We start from the raw sequence: 20797 nt of genomic DNA, 5'->3' as shown, positions 1-20797 counted from the left end.
CTTCTGATCTTATTGTAAATCAAATCACATGAATAGAAAACCACTCTCACTTTTCATACTAAGAGGAGACACAGGGACCGGAGAGAGGGACTTTTTTATGACAGAAAAACAGAAGTCTGACCAGAAGACATTTAACGAAGTCCTCAGCGAATGCAGGAAGTCGGATGATTTTGTGAGTGACACCGTTCACAGTAACAAATATCATCTGTATTATCTTCATTTTTACAATTCCCTTGTTGATACTGCTCCGTTAAATGAACTAATCATTAAACCACTCCAGAAGCATCCTGTCTTTTCATTTGAGGACCTGAAAGGCAAAATCCCCGTTAAAGAACTGAACGTAGCTGCAACCGGGCGGGATCTGGAGGAAGGGCTTCACCGGGGTCACGTGCTCATCCAGTTTGACCCGAATGAACCTTACGGCCTTCTTGTTTCGGTAAACAGGTCCGAAAACCGTGAAGTGAATATCCCTGAAGTAGAATACAGCGTTATCGGTCCGAAAGAAGGGTTAGTAGAGGACTTAAATATCAACCTCAATTTAATCCGCAAACGTCTTCCGGTTTCAACACTTTGTATAAAAAAAATAAAAGTCGGATCCATTTCCCATACCGAAGTAGCCGTTCTTTACCTGTCTGATATTGCTAACGATGACAACGTACAAACGATGATTCAGCGCATTGAAGACATTGATTACGATGAAATCAGTGACAGTTCATATATTAACCAGTTTATTGAAGACAACAGCAACTCTCCATTCCCTCAGCTGATTGATACGGAGCGTCCGGACAGAGTGGCAGCCCAGCTTACAGAAGGGAAAGTAGCTGTTATGGTAGCTGGCTCTCCTTCAGCCATTACAGCACCAACAACAATCATAGAGTTCTTCTCGGCATTTGAAGATTATTTTATACCATGGCACCTTGCCTCGGTTTTTCGGATGATCCGGCTGTTTGCTGTTATGTTTTCCGTCTTCTCCACACCGCTCTATGTGGCGGTGATCACTTATCATACTGAACTGATACCCCAGGATCTCCTTGCTACATTAATTTTGTCCCGGAGTATTATCCCGTTTCCGCCGATCATCGAAGCCATATTTCTTGAGTTAACGATTGAGCTGTTACGAGAGGCAGGGGCAAGGCTTCCTACGAAAGTCGGCCAGACGATCGGTATCGTAGGCGGGATTGTAATCGGGACCGCAGCTGTTGAGGCCGGACTTACAAGTAATGTACTCCTTATTATCGTGGCCCTTGCTGCACTCGCATCCTTTACAACGCCAATTTACCGGATTGGTAATACGATTCGTCTGATCCGCTTTCCATTTCTGCTGATGGCCCAGCTGTGGGGCCTTCTTGGTATTTCTCTTTTGGCAACGTTTTTTCTCGTGCACCTTATTACACTTAAATCGCTGGGGAGGCCTTATTTCGAACCGATTTACCCATTTCGCTTTAAAGACCTGAGAGATTCTTTTTTCAGACTTCCGTTTAAGTATCAATATGACAGACCTGAAGTGATGCAAGTGAAAAGGAGTAAGCGTTTTTCGAGACAGGAAAGCAGAAAATCATCTGATATTGACGAGCACATCCAGTAGCAGTTCAGACGTAAGGGAGGTATAAAGTATGGCAGGCCAAAAACAGCAGAGTTTAACCCATATCACTCCCTTTCTCGTCTTTTTCCTTGTCCACTCCATGCAGATTGGAGTCGGTGTTTTCGGTTTTCAGCGTTATATTGCTATGGACGCAGAATATAATGCATGGATTGCTGTCATCATGGTGGGAGCCCTTCTTCACATCCCTATCTGGATGATTTATAAGATGATGCTCAGAGATGATGGTGTAAGGGACGTGGTAGACGTTCACAGGCATTACTTCGGGAGGTGGATCGGAGGACTCCTTAGTTACGCCTTTCTTGTTTATTTCTTGTTTATGGGCATTACCGTGCTCAGAACGTATGTTGAAGTTGTTCAAATATGGATGTTTCCGACCCTTATGACGTGGCCGGTCACCTTGATCATCATTCTCATCATTGTGTACGGAATCTATCACGGTTTCAGGGTGGTTGCAGGGATAGCTTTTTTAGGTGTAGTCCTGCCCTTTGCCCTTATTCTCACTGCCATTTCGCCACTTGAATTTGCAAATTTTCATCGTCTTCTGCCTATAGAGTTTCACCTCGGAGACCAGCTGGCTGCTATGAAGACGATGACGCTCAGCTATATTGGATTTGAAGCTCTTGCTTTTTATTTTCCCTTTATTCAAGATCCGAAAAAAAGCATGAAGTGGGCCCACCTTGGCAATGTACTTACCATTTTCATTTACTTTCTCGTTACGATAGTCACGTTTCTTTTTTACAGCCGGCAGCACCTGGAGCGTGTTGTCTATCCTACGCTCAGTTCATGGAAAGTTCTTGAACTTCCTTTTATCGAGCGCTTTGAGTATATCGGCATTGCCATCTGGCTTTTGGTAATAACCCCTAACGTCATGATCAGTTTATGGACCGTAAGCAGAGGCATGAAAAAACTGCTCCACACAAAACAAAAATATACTCTCTTTTTCGCTGCAGGAGCCCTGTTTCTTTTCTCCATCTCCTTTCAGACACGGGAATCCATTGACAGGTTGAATTCGTATGTATCTGAAGCCGGGTTTTATATTATCTTCTGCTACATCCCGGTGTTGTTTATCGTCACGAGTATGATAAGGAGGTTCAGAAAAAATGACCGGTCAAAAAGCGGCCAGAGCGCAAACCTGTAGGATGGCTTTTTTCTGCACGTTCCTTCTACTCCTTACCGGCTGCGTTGAACCATATATCCTGGATGAAGTGCAGATCATTCATGCAATCGGCTACGACTACATTGATGATCACCATATTGAAGGAACGATCAGTATACCTGTTTACGGAGGTTCCGAAGACATAAGAAGCGAAACAATCAGTGCTGTCTCCCGCACGACGAAGGACATCCGGCTCTATTTGGATGCCCAGTCTTCCAAGCCTCTTCAAACCGGAAAAGTAAGTTCGGTATTATTTGACAGACAGCTTTCAGAGCTGGGATTGATGAGAATCATTGATACATATGTAAGGGATCCCAGAATCGGCATGAGGATTCAGCTGGCGGTCGTAGAAGAGATGTCTACGAAAAAACTTCTGGAAACAACTTATCCAATGGAAGTAGATGTGGCTTTATATGTATCTGATCTGATCGAGCAGAATATCAATCAGCAAAACCTTCCGAGAATGAACTTCCACATTTTCCTGACAAATTTTTACGGACAGGGAAGAGACCCGTTTCTGCCTATACTGCGAAGCGAGGGAAATGCCATTAAAGTCGCGGGGCTTGCACTGTTAAAAGGCGACCGGTACGTCGGGCAGTTAAACTTGAAAGATTGTTTCCTGCTGAAGGTCTTAATAGAAGATTTCGGAGACGGTTCCTACGAAGTGATTCTGGGTCCGGACGAAAACGAATATGCCATGCTTCGAAATATTGATTCAAGTACTTCATATGAAATAACAGAAGCAACGACAAACAATCCGAAGATTCATGCCACTGTCTCATTATCCGGAAAAATAAGTGAATATTCCGGGAGCAAGCTTAACCAGGAAAAAGTGGATGAAATCCACAAAAAAGCAAAAAAACAACTGGAACAAAGAATTAAAAAAATGCTTAACAGAATGCAGGAATTAAATGTGGACCCAATGGGGATCGGGGACCAGGTCCGCCGGTACAATCCGGACTTCTCAGATGACCGCTGGGAGGAACAGTTCCCCAATGCAGCCATCGACGTGGATGTAAACATAACAATTAAAGAAACAGGTGTCGAAGAATAAGTGACCTCATTCAAAAAGATCGAAGTGAAAAGAGGGCGATTCATAAGGATTTAAGCCACCTTATGAGTCACCCTTCTCTCCTGATGCGTTTATGCCGATCTGGTATGAAACTGCCTGACCACACCCATTTGCTAATGATTAGGCAGTCTCATTTTTTGTCATTACGTTTATTTGTGACCAAGCAGTTTTAACACGAGTGTTTTCGCATCTGCTGTTCCTGCATCGCCAAGATGGGCTCCCGCTGAACCGATGCACGATGGACATCCTTCTTCACACGGGCACGCCTTTACAAATGAAGCCGCTTCTTTCAATGTTTCGTTCAATTGTTTATACACCTGCTCTGAGAGTCCTATTCCTCCAGGATACCGGTCGTACAAAAAGACCGTAGGCTTCTCAGAATGAATTGCCTTCACCTGAGGTACGGCATGAAGGTCATTCCTGTCACACATGACTTTCACGCATGAAACATGCTGCCACACATGAGCAAGCCCCCCCAGAGCTTCCTCCAATGTCTTCTCGCCCCACTCCTTAACGAGAGACTCAGGAAACGACAAGGCGACAGCCTGGGTATGAAGCTCCTGCTCCGGCAGATGGATCGGTCCTGATCCGATATTTTCAAAAGTCTCAAGCTTGATTTTCTTAAAAATCGTTGCCATCGCCGTTACCATCACGTCACCGAATTCCACATGACCGAATTCGGACTTTTTCTCTTCATCCACCTCAAGCACCTTTAAATTCACAGCCAAGTTGGCATCGGTGAAATATTCTACATCCACTTCCCTTACAAAAGCTTTTTTCTCATCCCAGTCCAGGTATTCGACCTGATATTGTGTTCCTTCGTGAAGGTAAATGGCCTCATCATGCAAAAGAGTGAGCGCACTGAACGTATCCATCTCCCCGATAACCCTGTGATTGGCCACATCACTCTGGTCGATAATGACGACATTTTCCTGGGCTGCGGACCGTAAGCTGATGTTATGTGCAGGGAAAGCGTCATTCATCCAGTAGAATTTATTCCGCTGGGTATGGAGGACACGTTCATCCACAAGGAAATCCAGCATTTCTTCTACATCGAGGCCGTCAAATGTACTGCCTCTTTCAAAAGGCAGTTCGTATGCTGCACATTTCAGGTGATCGATTAAGATAATCAGGTTGTCCTTATTAATTCTCGCAGTCTCTGGTGACCCCCCGAAAAAGAAATCAGGATTTGAAAAAATGTACTGGTCTATCGGTGTAGATGAAGCAACCATGATCACGACAGATTCATCCTGCCGTCGTCCTGCCCGCCCCGCCTGCTGCCAGCTCGATGCCACTGACCCCGGATACCCGGTCATGATACACACCTGAAGCTGGCCGATATCCACCCCGAGCTCCAGAGCGTTGGTGCTCACGACACCAATGGTATCCCCTTTTCTCAGGCTTCTCTCAATCTCACGGCGCTGGTTTGGCAGGTATCCGCCTCGGTACCCGCGAATTTTGTTTCTATCGATGTCGTACTTTACAAGTTCCTGGAGGTGGCTTAATATGATCTCCACCCTTACGCGGCTTCTGGCAAAAACGATCGTCTGAATGTTTTCCTTCAGAAACCGCGCTCCGAGCTCATTGACCATTTTTGTTGCCCCTGCCCGGATATTCAGCTGTTTGTTTACAATCGGAGGGTTATAAAAAACAAAATGCTTCTTTCCTCTTGGTGCCCCGTTATTATCAATCAGGGTCACTTTTTCACCGATCAGTTCCTCACATAACTCCTCCGGGTTTGCAATCGTGGCTGACGTACAGATAAACGTCGGATTGCTTCCGTAGTAGGCACAGATTCTCTTCAAACGGCGGATAACGTTGGCCACGTGGGAACCAAACACCCCTCTGTACGTATGAAGTTCATCAATGACAATGGTCTCCAGGTTTTCAAAAAGAGAAATCCATTTCGTGTGATGTGGGAGAATTGCTGCGTGAAGCATGTCGGGATTGGTGATCACGATATGGCCGGCTTTTCTGACCACCTGCCGGATGTTGGCCGGCGTATCCCCGTCATACGTATAGCTGTTCACATTTACATCTATATCATCAATCAGTTCATTGATTTCACTCTTCTGATCCTGAGCGAGGGCCTTGGTCGGAAATAAGTACAGCGCCCGGCTGTCGGGGTTATCAAGCTGTTTTTGCAACACAGGGAGGTTGTAGCATAACGTCTTTCCTGATGCTGTCGGGGTTACTGCAACCACGTTTTCTTTTTTGTTAACAGCTTCGAATGCACTAGCCTGATGAGTATAAAGTTCCTTGATTCCCTTTCTCCCGAGGCCATCTTTTAAACGTCTGTCTATTGAGTCAGGATACGGCACGGTCCGGGCCGCTTTTTCATCTATTTCATGCCAGTGAGTGACATTTTCATCTTGTCTTAATTCTTTTAGTATCGTATGTAAATCTTTTTTTCCAAACATGGGTCGTCCCCCTCCTAACACCCATTATAGCGAATGTACGTTTGCGTGGTAAAGAAAGAGATTGGTTTCATAGGCAAAATGGGTGGGAGTTCCTTGCGCGCAGAAATCAGATTCTGTTATCTGCTGCCTCGCTGTTACATAAATTTTGTTTCAAACTTAATAAAAATGTCCCGTCCTATTACAAGACGGGAACTCCTCTCTTTACCCTCCAAGATAATGATTCATACACTGGTTGATACTGCCGGTCATTGGAAGAATATCGCCGGCAGTTGTTTATGTATTGCTGGTACAGGCTGTGCTGATTTATCCGCTGTGCGGGGCCAAGTCCACTCGGTCCTGCACAAGGCTGTTGCTGCTGGGGCCAGTTATAAATTGGAGTAATTGGAAATCCCTACTGCTGTCCGGACGGCTGGACCCAAGGCGTCATTCCTCCCATGCGACCCCACTGCTGTGGTACTCCCGGCATGTAGATACTTGCGCCACCAATGCTCCCCATCTCCCCAAACCCTCCTGATGGAAATATTCTGTACGGTCTTGTATACATTCATCTATTGTCACTTCTGTTTTATCTTTGTATCAGGATACTGGTCTATAGAGTTAGCGGTGCACTTCTACACTACATTTGGAATAAATTGAGGTCCGATAGTCCAAAACCTGTGCAATTGAACGGTAAATACCTTACAGTAAGAATCATTATTCTCTCACTGCGGGAATGTTCAGCAGTTCCGAGACCGTCACAAATTCGTAGCCTTGGGCAAGCAGCTCAGGAATAATGATTCTTAAGGAATCCACTGTTTCTGTCCGGTCTGCTCCAGGACCTCCTCCGTCGTGCATAAGAATGATTGAACCTGGTTCAACCTGGCTGAGTACGTTTTCTGCAATTTCTTCTTCTGTGATCTTCTGCCAGTCGAGTGAATCCACGTCCCACGCGATGACCGAATAATTCAGGTCAACCAGCTCTTCAACAAGTTCACGGTATAAAAAGCCGTAAGGAGCACGGAACAGTGAAGTACGGAACCCTAAAATATCTTCCAGCACATCCTCTGTCCGGTTAACTTCGTCCACAAGGATATCCACATCCGCCTCTTCCACCAGATCAGGATGCCAGTATGTGTGGTTTCCTATCTCGTGCCCTTCTTCAGCCATTCTTCTCACAAGGTCCGGATAGACACCTGATCTTACTCCCATCAAAAAGAACGTAGCAGGAACATTGTATTCCTTTAACACATCCAGAACAAGCGGGGAGAAATCAGGGTCTGGACCGTCATCAAATGTCAGGGCCACCCGGTTGGCTGTGTCAGGTCCTTTTACAAATACGAAATCGGGATATTCCTGCTGAAGTACCACATTGGATACAGGGTTCAGTTCCCTGACTTCTTCTTCAGGTCCTCCTTTAAGGGGAGGAAGCTCTTCCTTTTCCTTCGTCCACCACCACACAGGTGATGAATCTCCCGGGTTTTCAGCCTGGGTCTTTATAAACCCTGCCGTCTGGAGAACAAACAGGGCAGCGAAACTTAATAAAATCCTTCTAATAATCTTTTTCTTCACAGTGTCAGCTCCTTCATGCATTGATACCGTTAGTTTCCAAAAAACGGATGATTCTATACAAGAATACTCTGAGGCATGAGCCTCAGAGTACGCAATTCAGTTTAAGCAATTAGCAAACAATAAAAAAAGCCGCAATTGCAGCTTCCCGGATCTTCAACTATTGCTACCCGTTAGCTGAAGATAGTCATCTATTATATTTAAGTAATGAATACACATATGTATCATATGCATCTCTGTTTTGATACATATAATTCCTTAGAACACCTTCTTTTAGAAATCCGACTTTAGTTAGCAGCTTATTAGAAGCTTCATTATCTGTAAAGACAACTGCACCTATCCTAGTCAGGCCGAATTCACTAAATCCGTATTCAATTACTTTAGATACCGCTTCGAAGGTATATCCCTGTCTCCATTGATTAGGATGTATCTCATAACCAATCTCTGCTCGTTTATGTTTAGGGGACCAAGCATTAAAACCAATAGTCCCTATTATTCCTTTAGTTCCTTTTATTTCAATGCCCCAACGTATTCCTCTTTTCTCTTTGAAACTATTAGCAAAGAAATCAACAAATGCTTTTGCTTGTTCCATATTTTCTAAAGTATCTTGCCCATAATACTGTGTTACATTTTCATTTGAAAAACAAGCAAATATCCCTTCTGCGTCATCCCGTGATATTTCTCTGAGTATCAATCTTTCTGTCTCTAATGTTGGAAACATTCTTTCCCCTCTCCTTCTCAACCCTTTTTATGGAACACAACTTCTTCAATAATCCTGCTCGTTAGTTCAATTAAAAATTGCATATCCTTATTGAAGGAATCCCCCTTTTCATCTTAACATTATTTCCCATTAATCATTCATAAAAAAAGTTGCATTTGCAGATTCCGGAATCTTCAACTCTCGCACACGTTACTTCAATAAAAGATTATAATTTCTTTTCAAAAAGAGTTATGGATAATTGTTCATTCACAATGACTTCTCTAATATTTTGAAATCAATTCTTTTTATAAAAACTAACAGCTGGGGTGCATTTTTAGAGCCTGTTGATACTTTTATCGTTTCAACCTTGAACTTACTTTCCAGGAAATTTAATAGCAACTGTGCCATTCCTTTTCTAAAATGGTTTGGATGTACCATTAGCCTATGAATATCAACTTCATCGTCAACTACTTTTATGTTTTAAAAGTTCAAATATAAAAGAGCCTGCCTCGTTGAGAATGTATAAGGAATCAAAAAGCCCTTAGAGACAGTTGATCTCCAAGGGTTTAATTTTTTATTATTTGGCTTTTCACTGGTTTTGTAATTCTGCTTCAAAGCCTAAGATTTTTTAGAGTTTTTTTCCTTGTCCTTCGCTTTCTTCTTAGGTTTTAACTTTTGCTTGAAAGTTGATTTTTTCTTTTTAGAACCAGACTCTACTTTCTTTCCCTTGTTATCATCTTTATCGTCTTTTTTCTTTTTCTTGTCTTTTTTCTTTTCATCCTTTGAATCTTCTTCTGACTCTTCAGTTTCTTCCTCTACCGGTTCTCCATCCGCTGATTCTTCTGACTCTTCTTCCTCTTGCTCTGGTTCTTCTTCAGATTCCTCAGCGTCTTCCTGTTCTTCGGTTTCTTCTTCAGATTCCTCCGTGTCTTCTGGTTCTACTGGTTCTCTTCAGGTTCCTCAGCGTCTTCCTGTTCTTCGGTTTCTTCTGCCGAATCATCCTCAATTGAGGCAGCAGCCTCTTGTCCACCTTTATCATTTTCTGGTGATTCTGAATCATCTTCGTCTATAAACTCAATGCTCGTGACTAAGTTTAAATTGACAGCTTCTTTTGTTTTTCCATGAATCAGCCATTTCTCCTGTGTGGTAGTTATTTGAGAAACAATATCCTTTTTTGATTCTCCATCAATTTTCATTGTTTCGTAATGATCATTACCAAAGTGGAACCTCACGTTATAAATCGCCATCTGACAAACCTCCTAGTTATTTTTATCTCTATCCATTTGAGGAGCTACCTTTTTTTTAAAAAAAGATAAACAGAATGAACAAAAAAAGGGCTTTAGGATTACAGGCTCATTTTTAGATTTCAATATATCTCCAAATTCAAGAAGGTAAATACCTAATTCTTGGTTAAAGAGATAAGCCAGTGGTATGAGTTCAAGTCTGATTGCCTTACCGAAAACCTATGTATACCCCTCCTGCAATAACTACCGCATCCAGAATACTTACAATCGTCCATTTCACCTGCTCTTCCCCTCATTTTGTTCTTTCATCAATAACCTTCAAAAGAACTCTGGTAAATGATGTTGATTTACGCTTATCGCACTCCCTCTCCGCATTGAGCCGGTGAGCCTCCTTCTCCCCCGTGAGTTACGTGCCTTCGCTGCAATTAACATATAAAAAACCGACAAAGATCTTAACAAAGCCTTTTTAAACAAGCGACTCCACTTTCATGGCCGGGATCCCTCTAACTATCAGAAGTAACAATGGAAATGGATGCGGAAATAACAGAAAAAAAGAGAGTGACTTAAAAGGTGGCATTATACCTTCTAAGTCACTCTCTTAAGCAATGATCTGCTGTTCTTTTGAAAGCCCTTTATGAATGGTTCCTCGTGTTGGGCCAGCAGCGGGCGGAGCCATTTCCAGTCTGAACAGACAGCCTCATTTCGTCTATACGCCCCGCTGATCAGGATGCCATATGATTTTATGGAGCTGCAAACTTACTTTAACATTGGATAATTTGTGATAGAGGACTTTTTCTACGAGACGTTTTGGGGGCATGGACTCCCAGACTGGACTGAATAATACCTGACCGTCTTTATGATACATTTCGATGACATCTTTCGCCTCAGTAAAATCCGTATCATTTGCAATGACAAACTTGATTTCATCCTGCTTTTTTAAAAGGTCAAAGTTTGACTCGATCATACGTTCCTTTTCACCGGATGCCGTCAATTTATAGTCCATCACGTAGCGTGCTTTTTCATTTACAAGCGGATCAGACTTTCTGATTTCTTCAAAAGGAGCAAGATCGATTCCCCCATTCGTTTCAATGTGGATGTCTTTTATATGATCAAGCTCTGCCATTGCGGTCAACAGGGCTGCTGATTTTTTTCCGTGAATGAGCGGCTCCCCGCCGGTAAAACAGATATAACGGCTTTCAAATTCCTTTATCCGTTCAATAATTTCACCGATCGTCGCTTCGAATTCAGGTTTTGCCGGAGCGTAACTGTATGGTGTATCGCACCAGTGACAGCGAAGGTTGCAATGAAAAACCCTGACAAATACCGTTGGAAATCCTGCCGCTGATCCTTCACCTTCCACAGTTTCAAAAATCTCCACCATTGGAAGGCGCCATTCCATAAACTCTTTTTTTGAGGGCAGTTTAAACTTACTCATGATCTTCCATCCATTCCCGCTTTAGGGACGCGCAGCTTGTCGGCGTTTCATAAAGAATCAACTCTTCAAGTCTCTGTCCTTCGGCTTTCAACCCTTCTTTTTCAAGAGACTGATCAAGCTGTTCCCAAATCCAGACGATCATATTTTCAGCAGTGGTATTCATATTCGGAAGAACCTCATTTAAATATCTGTGATCCAGTTTATCCTTGATTGTATATTCGTAAATGCGTTTTACATCACCGAAATCCACACTGATGCCGACTTCATTTACATATCCGCTTACGGTAATTACCAGTTTATAAGTGTGACCGTGGAGGTTTTTACACTTTCCTTCATAACAATGAAGGTGATGGGCAGCATCAAAGGTGAATTCTTTAGTAATTCCGACACGCCTATGATGATACTTCAATTCATTTCGGTGGATATCTTCTCCAAACTTTTCCACCTTTTTTGGTATTTTAAATTCCATATTACACACGCTCCCTAGTTTTTTTGTCCAAAGAGGGGTGGGAATTGCGAACCCTCTTCTCAACTCGTATCATTTTAACACGAATCCGTGAATGGGCAAGTCAGGTTTTGTTTTCACAAAATTTTGTTCTGTGGTAAGATTGCCGCTCGCGATTTTTTACATCTCTATTGATCTCCGGCTCTGATAACCATTTTTCAAAAGCTGAGGGCGGCGTTCTCGTTCAGGAAAAAAGCCGGCCTGAAGCATTATCACAGCCTGTTTTTGTATAGTTTGTAAGAATTCCAACAAATACTATTCTGTATAAGCAATCAGAGGAGGACTTTATTTGAAATTAAAACAGTCTTTTGACTGGCCGGTTACACTAATCAGTGGTGGCCTGCTGTTATTATTTGTCATTTCAGCCTTGGTTGATGTGGACTTTGTTTCCGGTCTGGTAGATGCCGGTTTTGGATTTTCAGCTGATTATTTCGGGGCTTTCTGGCAGCTGCTGATGCTGTCGGTATTTATCATCGCTCTCGTACTTGCTTTCAGCTCCCATGGCAGGATCCGCTTAGGTAAACGGGAAGACCCGGAGATGAGCACGTTTAAATGGATATCCATTATTATGTGTACCTTGCTTGCAGGCGGTGGTGTGTTCTGGGCTGCAGCAGAGCCTATGTACCACTTTATTGATGTACCTCCCATGTTTCCCGGGATAGATCCGGGTACCCCGGAAGCCGTCATACCTGCATTGAGCTTGTCATTTCTGGACTGGGGATTCCTTGCATGGGCAATCCTTGGTACTCTCGGTGCGATCGTATTGATGTACGGCCATTACCATAAAGGAATGCCTTTGAAACCGAGAACACTTCTTTATCCTGTATTTGGGGAAAAAATTATGAAAAACAGCCCTCTCGGTACGATGGTTGACGCTTTCTCCATTATTGCCGTTGCAGCAGGTACCATAGGGCCCATCGGATTTTTGGGGCTTCAAGTCGCGTACGGGCTTAATGCCTTGTTTGGCATACCGAATGTGTTTTTTACCCAGCTTCTGATCGTGATCGGACTTGTGGGTATCGCAGCGGTTTCTGCTGTCACCGGGATTCATAAAGGAATCCAGATTCTAAGCCGGTTCAACGTTATCTTTACTTTCATTCTGATTATTGCTGTCCTCATTTTAGGACCGGGCGGATTTGTAATTGATCAGTTTATCGGAACGTACGGCGTATATTTGCGGGAGTTTTTACCGATGAGCCTCTACCGTGACGACCCTGCATGGCTTGCTTTCTGGACAGTGTTCTTCTGGGGATGGTTTATCGGATATGGTCCGATGATGGCTATTTTTATCAGCCGTATCTCCCGGGGGCGTACGATACGGGAACTTGTTGTTGCAGTTGCTGTTATCGCGCCTGTCGTCACAAACTTCTGGTTTACAGTAGTCGGGGGGACAGGTATACACTTGGAACTGATGAACCCCGGTTCCGTGTCTGATGCTCTCAACGAAGGGGGACTTCCTGCATCGATGATTGCAATCGTCACACAGCTTCCGCTGGGGTGGCTGTTAGCAGCAGCGTTCCTTCTTGTTACCATTGTTTTCGTGGCGACAACGAGTGACTCCATGAGCTATACCATGTCTATGGCAGTAACAGGCAGCGGAGATCCATCAAGCGTATTGCGGGTATTCTGGGCCTCTATTATGGGGGCTGTGGCATCGGTATTGTTATATATCGGCGAAGGAAGTGTGGACGCTCTTCAATCTTTCATCGTTATTACTGCCGTACCCGTTTCCTTTATCCTGTTCCCGTTAGTATGGACTGCTCCTAAAGTAGCTTCGGAGCTTGCCGTAGAACAGGGAATAAAAGAACCACGTCGTAAACGTTCTTCAGAACAGTAGGGGAAGAGATGTATATATAGCTCAAGAGAGGTTGGGACATTAGGGAAGTGTTTAACTGAGAATCTGAACAATGCGTACCATAGCGGATGAAATATACGCAGACTCCTGTGGGATGAAAAGCGAAGGCATTGAAGAAGTACAAAACAACTTTTTCAATGCCTTTTATTTGAGTGGCAATGGCTTCAGCGGTTGCACGAGAAATTCACTCATACCAGGCTTTTAAAAATGGCAACCGTTACGCTCATCGCTTAGAAGACACTGGAAAAGTTAAGGTGAGACCCCGCAATGACGAGCGTTTACTTCATGAAAATGCGACGAGTTGCTTCGACACAGACAGCTGCAAAGGTTTGCTGGCAGAGGAAGAAGCCGGGAAGCTGGAGGAGGGTAACCCGCTTCTCGCGAAAAGCGGAGTATATTTCAGGAGCTGTTTATTTACACCTCATAGGATTTGTTCGGATTCTCGTTGACTAAAACACTTCTGTCCCAGCCTCTCTCTTTTAGTCTTCAATCTCTCCCGAGCACATTAAGAAGAAGGTCGGGTCTGTCTGTTATAATTCCGTCAGCGCCGAGAGCAATCAGCTTCCGCATAGTCTCTTCATCGTTTATCGTCCAGTAATGAACAGCTATCCCCCGCCTGTGGGCTCCTCTGATTAACCCCTGGTCTGCCAGGTTAAAAATACTTTCCTCTACCGGGATTTGCACAGCATCCACAGAAGGAGAATATAGCCCCCTTAACAGAAACTTGTGAAGCACGACGAAGTTTGTAACCTCCTGCCGGCCGCCGCTTACAGCTGTACGTCCTTCTGAAACCTCCTGAAAATGATCGATAATGTTCTGATCAAAACTTGCTATAAGGACGAGCTCTTCCATATTGAACTCCTGGATAAGTGACCACATCTTTTCCACCATTTCTTCGTGACGATCATCATCGTTCGTAGCTTTTAACTCAATGTTCAGCCTTATATCCCCAAATGATTCGAAAATCTCACGCACCGACGGAATGGTAATCCCCTGTTCCCTGAAACTGTATCCCCCTTCTAAATCCTGGAAATAATGAGCCGCATCCAGAGTCTGAATTTCCTCTAAAGTGAGGTCATTCACCTTCCCGGCACCATCTGTTGTTCTGTCAACCGTTGAATCATGAATTGCCACAAGGTGTCCGTCTTTTGTAATATGTACATCAAATTCGATCACATCAACACCTAACTCCCTTGCTGTTTCAAAAGCCACGAGCGTATTTGATGGTGCCAGGTGCTCTCCGCCCTGATGGGCTATGACGAGTACATCAGTGTCATTGCTGAAAAATGATTGATACGGGCGCTCACTTACAGGGAAAAAATAAACCATGATCCAGATAATAAGGATCACACTTAAAATACGGACAATGACCGGGTTTCCTGGTTTTTTTGGACTTGTTTTTTCTACAGTTTCCACATACCCCTCCATCTCTCTGAAACTGCAAAGACCACTCCGTCATGAAGAGTGGTCTTTGAGGTCAGGATTCAATTAAGAAGCGTCGAATCGCTTCTTTGGCAGATTGAATATATGTCATATTCAGTTCTTCTTTAAATGATTTCATCTGTTGGGCGTGCTGAGGCTGTATCCCGATAATAATCACCTGTACGCCCATATATTCGAGGGCAAGAAAAATCTCCCTGATCCCTTGAAGCCCTTCCTTCTTTACAATCCCCACACCGGTAAAATCAATTAGTACATTATCAAATTCCCCGCCGTAAACGGCATCGTAGATATTTTTTCTGACGGCCTGGAGTTTCTCTTCGAACAAATCTCCAAAAATGGGAACAAGGGCAACTTCATCGCTTAAGGTAATAAAAGGACCCGAGAGACGGTTGGTCCGGGCAATGGATTCTTCCAGTTCCTCATTTTTTTCATAAAGCTCGAAATTGGTGTTCCTCAGTCTTTTTTGAAGGGTCATCAGCTGTCCTTCCACTTTTTGAAGTCTTGTATCCTTTGAAACGACAATAATATTGGCTTCTTCATCGGCTGTCCATTTCCCATAAACGTCGAATAAGGCAAGAGGATGCTCTTTTGTCAGCAGATTCAACTCCAGGTTAAATGTACGGTGAGCAGGGCTGATTAATTTTTTCGCTTTTTCCCTGCTGTCCCTGTCTATAAGATCCAGAAACGACTTTACACTTGGAAACTCGTTCCTGGCCCGTTCCGAAGTATCCACCACTTCGTAGTTTGATTTAATCCTAATGAATGGAAGAGGTATTTGATTGAGCATCGAATCCATCCCGCCTGTTCCGTTTAGTCATTTCCAGCCAGTCATCCAACTGATATAAGTCTTTAATTACTTTTGTGTTGGGAGTGACAGCTTCAGTAAAGTCATACGATGACATAATTCTTCCACCAATCAAAATCTTCGGTTTCGACGGGAGCTTCGCAAAGGCTTCCAGGTAATCCGGTAAATCGGTAAGCCGGTGTGCAAGTGCGAGACTCATCCCAACAACTTCCGGCTTCCATACCTTCGCATTGTTGATGGCGTGATCGAGCGGGAGGTTCGCGTTTAAATAACGGACGTTCCAGCCTTTTTCCTTAAACAGGATGGATACCATTTTTATGCCCAGCTGATGCCATTCATCCTGTACAGAAAAGAACATTGCTTTAGGCAGTGCATCATTATGCTGTGTATGAACAAGATCATATTCGGTCTGGGAAAGAACGAAATCACACACACCTGTAGCCAAGTGTTCGTCTGCAACACTTATTTCATTCTCTTCCCAGAGCCGTCCTACCTCATACATGGCTGGTGTAATGACATTCATATATAATTCAAGTCTCGAATGTTTTTTTCGTAATGATTTTATGGTATGAAGGGCTTTTCCCTGATCACCTGCCAGAATTGCTTTTACAAAAGTCTCCCGTTCTATTAACAAGTTATCACCTACTGATTTCGCATTGTTTAAAGGCTATTATTCTATAATTCCTTCAGACAAAATCCAATAAAAAACCTGAAGGCTTTCTTATTTTACCATATATAGCGTTTTAATGCCTTAAAGAAGGCACCACGACTGTTTGACAGTGGTACCTTTCATTCAGTCTTCATTTTCCGGTTCTTTTTCGAGAGTGGACTGCCAGGCACTCCTGCCATGGATAAAAGAAGACATTCGTTCAAATGCAAGCTCACGAATCGCTTCCTTTTCATTTAACAGCTGGTGGCCTGCTCCTTCAAAAAGGGCAACTTGAAGATCCTTGCACTTGTCATTAAAAAACTCCACATTTTCCTGCCACTGCACCGTTGTATCCTTTGTTCCCTGAAGCAGATAGACCGGAACTTCCACTTTTGAACAGGCAAGAATATCCTTTTGCCATTCGGTCAGTGCCATGAGCCACGATGTAGGCAGTTCGCGGACCTGGAGAGGATCATGTTTTAAGAAAAGGTGATACCTCTCATCTTTTGAGTTCTGTTTAAAACGCCTTTTCTTTTTAGTTACCCATTTACTTGCTACAGGCAGCAAAAGACGGACCCATTTCCATTGGTAGGGATGGTACAGAGGACCTGCCATCATTAATGCTTTTAAGGGAAGCACTCCTTCTGAAACCCCGTGAAACAAAACGGCTCCGCCGGTACTGTGCCCAAGGCCGTAGACGGGACCTGCACAACGGTATTTGTCCAGCTGCTCCCATCCGGCTTTTACTGCATCTACATAATGAGAGAAGTCCCTGATGGCGCCCCTGTCCCCGCTGGACAGACCATGCCCGGGGAGATCGATTGCAGCCACTTCATACGATTCCTTCAAAAAGGCATTCACACAGGCACTGAGTCCTCCCGTATGATCCATATAACCGTGAACAAGGAGAATAGTCCCTTTGGGATTTTCAGGTGTAAAAAGCTGTACGTGTACATCAGCCCTCATCGTATTTACAAGTTCGCACCGGTAACCAGCGAGTGTCTTGAGATTATAATGATAAAATTGAAGATAGTCCATCACAGGAGTGTGGCTTTCCTGAGGGTTCAGCTGCGATAAATCCATGGCGTCTACCGGAAGTAGTTCCGTCCAGGTAATATCTCGTTCCCACGACATATTGTGAGCTCCTTTCCGTGAGCAATGCTATAAATTATGTAAAGAAAGGAGCAGTGCTCCTTTTTGGCCCTTATTTGCTGTTCTCAGCCAAAGCATCGGCAAATGCTTTTGCATAGGCAGGCAGATCCGGGGGTCTCCGACTGGATATTAAATGTCCGTCAGTAATGACAGCTTCATTAAGCCATTCCGCCCCTGCGTTCATCATGTCATGTTTAATGCCCGGTGTACTTGTCACTTTTCTCCCCCGGAGAATATCGGCTGAGATAAGAACCCAGCCGGCATGACAGATCTGTCCAATCGGCCGTTGTTTTTCGTCCATGAATTTTACCATATCAAGAACCTCATCGTAGCGTCTCAGTTTATCCGGTGCCCAGCCGCCAGGAACGAGAATGCCATCATATTCTTCAATCTGAATAGTATCAAAGCTGTAATCACTTTTGACAGGAACACCGTATTTACCTGTGTACGTATGTTCGCCTACTTTTCCGGCGATGTGCACAATTGCTCCTTCTTCCTGGAGTCTGTAAATGGGATACCACAGTTCCAAATCTTCAAATTCGTGATCAACAACCGTGAGCACTTTTTTATCTTTAAGTCTCATTTTGCAACACCTCTTTTAAATTGTGTCCTGCTGTCCAACGTTAATATGAAGCATTTTCGCCTTAAGTATGTATGTGCCCTTTTCACCAGCTTTATAAACATGAGTATCAGGCTACTTCCGACCGTCCCATTCATCAAAAAACTCTCCGAGAAACGATTCCAGGAAACGGTGCCTCTCCTTTGCAAGATTCCTTCCAGTGTTCGTATTCATTTTACAGCTTAACTTTAACAGCTTTTCGTAAAAGTGGTTTACAGCCGTCGACTTCCCGGTTCGGTATTCTTTTTTTGACATTTCACTTCGTACTTTAATGTCAGGGTCATACATGGGATCACCGGCTGCTCCGGCATACATAAAACAGCGGGCAATGCCGATGGCCCCGATGGCCTCAAGGCGGTCCGCGTCCTGTACGATTTTCCCCTCAAGGGTTTCAGGCGTCTCTCCACTGCTGAAGCTGACGGATGCGATATTGCTTAAAATGATCTCTTTCTGTTGCACCTTTTGTTCATGCAGCCATCTTCTTACGACCCTTTCCCCTTCTTTTTCACTGGAGTAAAATTTATCATCTGCAATATCGTGAAGTAAAGCGGTCATCTCTGTTACATACAGGTCGGCCCCCTCCTCCCCCGCAATAGTCAGAGCCATTTTTCTTACCCTGTCAGTATGAAACCAGTCGTGCCCTGTTGAATCTGTATCAAAAAAAGACCTGGCCCATGCCTCCGCTTTTTTTATCATATCAGTCATTTTTTATCCTCCCTCAGTAAACGTAACATCATGATACAGAAAAGGAGTCTCCCTGTATATCCTGTTCGGATCATTTTCCTGAAACGTCACTTTTTCGATGTATTTGAAAGGAACTGTAATGGTCAGACGGGTCCCCGAAAACGGAAAAGGAGAGACCAATACTTCTGTTTTTGATTTCCACCGGGCCTTCACGCGCTCGTTATGGAAAACACCGAACCTTTGGGGAAACCCTTCACTAAACCAAGGGACCTCCCTTTCTTTTTCGGCCCCCCATTCATTCATGCAAACATAAAGGGACAAATTATCTGAAAATTGAAGAAGATCGTAATGAAACTTCAGAGCCTGTTCATCTTTTTCGGTAAACGCTAAAGATTCCCTGAGCCTTGACTGCCGGTTCTGCTCTTCTTCTCTGAAGGTACAGCCGGCTATATCAAGCTTCCCCCTGAAAAAACTTGTATAATGCAGACTCATTAATAGCGCGCTGTACAGATTTATCTGTTCAATTTCATCAACCCCCTGTTTATAAACAGCTATTTTTTTCCTGAGGGGGTAATCAATAAAAGAAAGGGGACGTTTCGTCTTATGATGCAAAAGGATCTCCCTGTCGAGTAAAGCCCATCCTCTGTCGTGGTGTGTAATGGCAAGTCCTGTGCTTGTTCTCTTGTCAATCCCTGTAAAATACCTGTTATCCCACGCTTCGCTGATAATTCCAGACAGGTGCGCGTGCCGGTCCTGTTCGAACAGAAAAAAACCTGACTCATCTTCACGGACAATCACCTGTGTCGCCCCCCTTATAAAAACACCTTATCTTTTTCAATTCTTTGGAAATGACAATTTCCCTTCTAAAACTTAAACGCAAAAAAATCCTCCGGCCCATAAACCGGAGGATTTTAAACTATCGGATCTCTGATACGCATTTATCACATTTGTGATAATAACACTCTGCCATCTCTTCAAATACTTCGCCGCACTTTGTACACTCTTTTGGTGGAAGATTCTGAAAAAACTCTTTACTCGATTGGATCATGTTTTTCCCCTCCGTTTTCTTTGATATGGTCATTGTAATACAACAATAAATTAAAATCAACAGCTATTATAAAACAGTTAATGATCTTTACCTTGAATCATCCTGTATTAAACGTCTTTATTCCTTTTAATTCAGGTAAACACAATAAAACAGTTCTATTTCTTACTATTGTTATATGACAGATATCTGATTTGTTGACGGCTCTTCCCCTGAGATATTTTTATTAATGAGTATACCTCTTAGTCAGTGAGCCATTAAAGATCAAGTGATGGTCCTTGTTGTCATGCGCAGCTGAACACCAGCAGCGAGATTCCTGCGGCAGTGGGGGCCAGGAGAGACCCCGCAGGGCAGTGCCCGAGGAGGCTCACCGGCACCGTCGCGGAAAGCGAGCGGATGGTGTTCAGCGGAACTTTTACAACCACTTGTACTGAAGTAAGGGTAAATTCATATTTTTATTTTAGAACAACCTTTTGCCTTTCATCGCTCCGTTGTCTATAATTAAATTGAACGTTTTCCAAATGACGCAATGTTCGACAAGGAGGTATGACAGATGACATTAAAGAAATGGCTCTCATCAATGTTTTTATTTGCTGCCTTTTTCTTCACCCCAGTAATGATGACTTATGCTGCCGGCGGTGGCGGTGGTAATGGTGAAGAGGAATCAGTTTCATGGGTTACACAGCTGCCATTAACAATCATGGCTTTTGCAACGATTATTGTGATGATCTACTATGCGTTCCGTGACTGATAAAGAAACAGATACTTACAATCACCGGTAAATTACTTAATCAAAAAAAGCGGGGCGAACAAGTCGCCCCGCTTTTTTTATCGTTTTAAGTTTTTTTAGAAGGTTTGTTTGAGG

General features: G+C 43.6%; 19 protein-coding genes. 5 read left to right on the top strand and 14 right to left on the bottom strand.

Annotated features, from left to right (window positions below):
* The first annotated feature begins 97 nt into the window (after positions 1-97).
* From JSY36_RS01210 to JSY36_RS01200, 3 genes are read left to right on the top strand one after another with little or no spacing between them, the layout of a single operon-like run.
* A complete protein-coding gene (locus JSY36_RS01210) occupies positions 98-1585 on the top strand; it encodes a spore germination protein (RefSeq protein ID WP_205164906.1) in 1488 nt (495 codons plus the stop codon).
* Between the two features lie 28 nt (positions 1586-1613).
* Entirely contained in the window at positions 1614-2741 is a 1128-nt protein-coding gene (locus JSY36_RS01205; protein WP_205164905.1) for a GerAB/ArcD/ProY family transporter, read from the top strand.
* A complete protein-coding gene (locus JSY36_RS01200; RefSeq protein WP_205164904.1) occupies positions 2704-3813 on the top strand; it encodes a Ger(x)C family spore germination protein in 1110 nt (369 codons plus the stop codon). The genes JSY36_RS01205 and JSY36_RS01200 overlap by 38 nt, the downstream gene beginning before the upstream one ends.
* A 167-nt stretch (positions 3814-3980) precedes the next feature.
* Here JSY36_RS01200 and JSY36_RS01195 read toward each other — a convergent pair whose 3' ends face one another.
* The 6 genes from JSY36_RS01195 to queD form a co-directional block, all read right to left on the bottom strand.
* Positions 3981-6251 carry a DEAD/DEAH box helicase gene (locus JSY36_RS01195; protein ID WP_205164903.1) on the bottom strand — a complete coding sequence of 757 codons (2271 nt, stop codon included), beginning with the start codon at positions 6249-6251 and terminating at the stop codon, positions 3981-3983.
* Between the two features lie 693 nt (positions 6252-6944).
* Positions 6945-7799 (bottom strand): polysaccharide deacetylase family protein, encoded by an 855-nt coding sequence (locus tag JSY36_RS01190; protein WP_336511418.1) that lies wholly within the window; start codon positions 7797-7799, stop codon positions 6945-6947.
* Between the two features lie 184 nt (positions 7800-7983).
* Positions 7984-8517 carry a GNAT family N-acetyltransferase gene (locus tag JSY36_RS01185; RefSeq protein WP_205164899.1) on the bottom strand — a complete coding sequence of 178 codons (534 nt, stop codon included), beginning with the start codon at positions 8515-8517 and terminating at the stop codon, positions 7984-7986.
* Positions 8518-9434: 917 nt separating this feature from the next.
* Positions 9435-9743 carry a hypothetical protein gene (locus tag JSY36_RS01175; RefSeq protein ID WP_205164898.1) on the bottom strand — a complete coding sequence of 103 codons (309 nt, stop codon included), beginning with the start codon at positions 9741-9743 and terminating at the stop codon, positions 9435-9437.
* Between the two features lie 703 nt (positions 9744-10446).
* Positions 10447-11175 (bottom strand): 7-carboxy-7-deazaguanine synthase QueE, encoded by a 729-nt coding sequence (locus JSY36_RS01170; protein WP_205164897.1) that lies wholly within the window; start codon positions 11173-11175, stop codon positions 10447-10449.
* On the bottom strand, positions 11168-11644 hold the full coding sequence (gene queD / locus JSY36_RS01165; RefSeq protein ID WP_122896939.1) for a 6-carboxytetrahydropterin synthase QueD: 477 nt from the start codon (positions 11642-11644) through the stop codon (positions 11168-11170). Before queD ends, JSY36_RS01170 begins: the two co-directional genes overlap by 8 nt.
* 325 nt (positions 11645-11969) lie before the next feature.
* Between queD and JSY36_RS01160 the strand changes: the two genes are divergently transcribed.
* On the top strand, positions 11970-13517 hold the full coding sequence (locus tag JSY36_RS01160; protein ID WP_205164896.1) for a BCCT family transporter: 1548 nt from the start codon (positions 11970-11972) through the stop codon (positions 13515-13517).
* A gap of 504 nt (positions 13518-14021) precedes the next feature.
* Here the strand turns inward: JSY36_RS01160 and JSY36_RS01155 are convergent.
* From JSY36_RS01155 to yhfH, 8 genes are all read right to left on the bottom strand, one after another.
* Positions 14022-14951, bottom strand: a complete 930-nt coding sequence (locus tag JSY36_RS01155) for a glycerophosphodiester phosphodiesterase family protein (protein WP_336511417.1) — start codon at positions 14949-14951, stop codon at positions 14022-14024.
* A gap of 61 nt (positions 14952-15012) precedes the next feature.
* Positions 15013-15765, bottom strand: coding sequence for an STAS domain-containing protein (locus JSY36_RS01150; RefSeq protein ID WP_205164894.1), 753 nt, complete (start codon positions 15763-15765; stop codon positions 15013-15015).
* Positions 15734-16417: a cobalamin B12-binding domain-containing protein gene (locus tag JSY36_RS01145; RefSeq protein WP_205164893.1), complete on the bottom strand. Its 684-nt coding sequence runs from the start codon at positions 16415-16417 to the stop codon at positions 15734-15736. Before JSY36_RS01145 ends, JSY36_RS01150 begins: the two co-directional genes overlap by 32 nt.
* 159 nt (positions 16418-16576) lie before the next feature.
* A complete protein-coding gene (locus JSY36_RS01140) occupies positions 16577-17566 on the bottom strand; it encodes an alpha/beta hydrolase (RefSeq protein WP_205164892.1) in 990 nt (329 codons plus the stop codon).
* Between the two features lie 70 nt (positions 17567-17636).
* A complete protein-coding gene (locus tag JSY36_RS01135) occupies positions 17637-18167 on the bottom strand; it encodes a type 1 glutamine amidotransferase domain-containing protein (protein ID WP_205164891.1) in 531 nt (176 codons plus the stop codon).
* Between the two features lie 111 nt (positions 18168-18278).
* Entirely contained in the window at positions 18279-18908 is a 630-nt protein-coding gene (locus JSY36_RS01130) for an HD domain-containing protein (protein WP_205164890.1), read from the bottom strand.
* 3 nt (positions 18909-18911) lie between these two features.
* Complete coding sequence (locus tag JSY36_RS01125) at positions 18912-19685, bottom strand: DUF3891 family protein (protein ID WP_205164889.1); 774 nt, start codon at positions 19683-19685, stop codon at positions 18912-18914.
* A gap of 118 nt (positions 19686-19803) precedes the next feature.
* Positions 19804-19935 carry a protein YhfH gene (gene yhfH / locus JSY36_RS01120; RefSeq protein WP_205164888.1) on the bottom strand — a complete coding sequence of 44 codons (132 nt, stop codon included), beginning with the start codon at positions 19933-19935 and terminating at the stop codon, positions 19804-19806.
* Between the two features lie 550 nt (positions 19936-20485).
* Between yhfH and JSY36_RS01115 the strand changes: the two genes are divergently transcribed.
* Positions 20486-20683: a hypothetical protein gene (locus JSY36_RS01115; RefSeq protein WP_122896949.1), complete on the top strand. Its 198-nt coding sequence runs from the start codon at positions 20486-20488 to the stop codon at positions 20681-20683.
* The last annotated feature ends 114 nt before the right edge of the window (positions 20684-20797 follow it).

This window comes from Alteribacter salitolerans, from assembly GCF_016901055.1.
Lineage (GTDB): Bacteria > Bacillota > Bacilli > Bacillales > Salisediminibacteriaceae > Alteribacter > Alteribacter keqinensis.
This window is presented reverse-complemented; position numbering and strand designations above follow the sequence as displayed.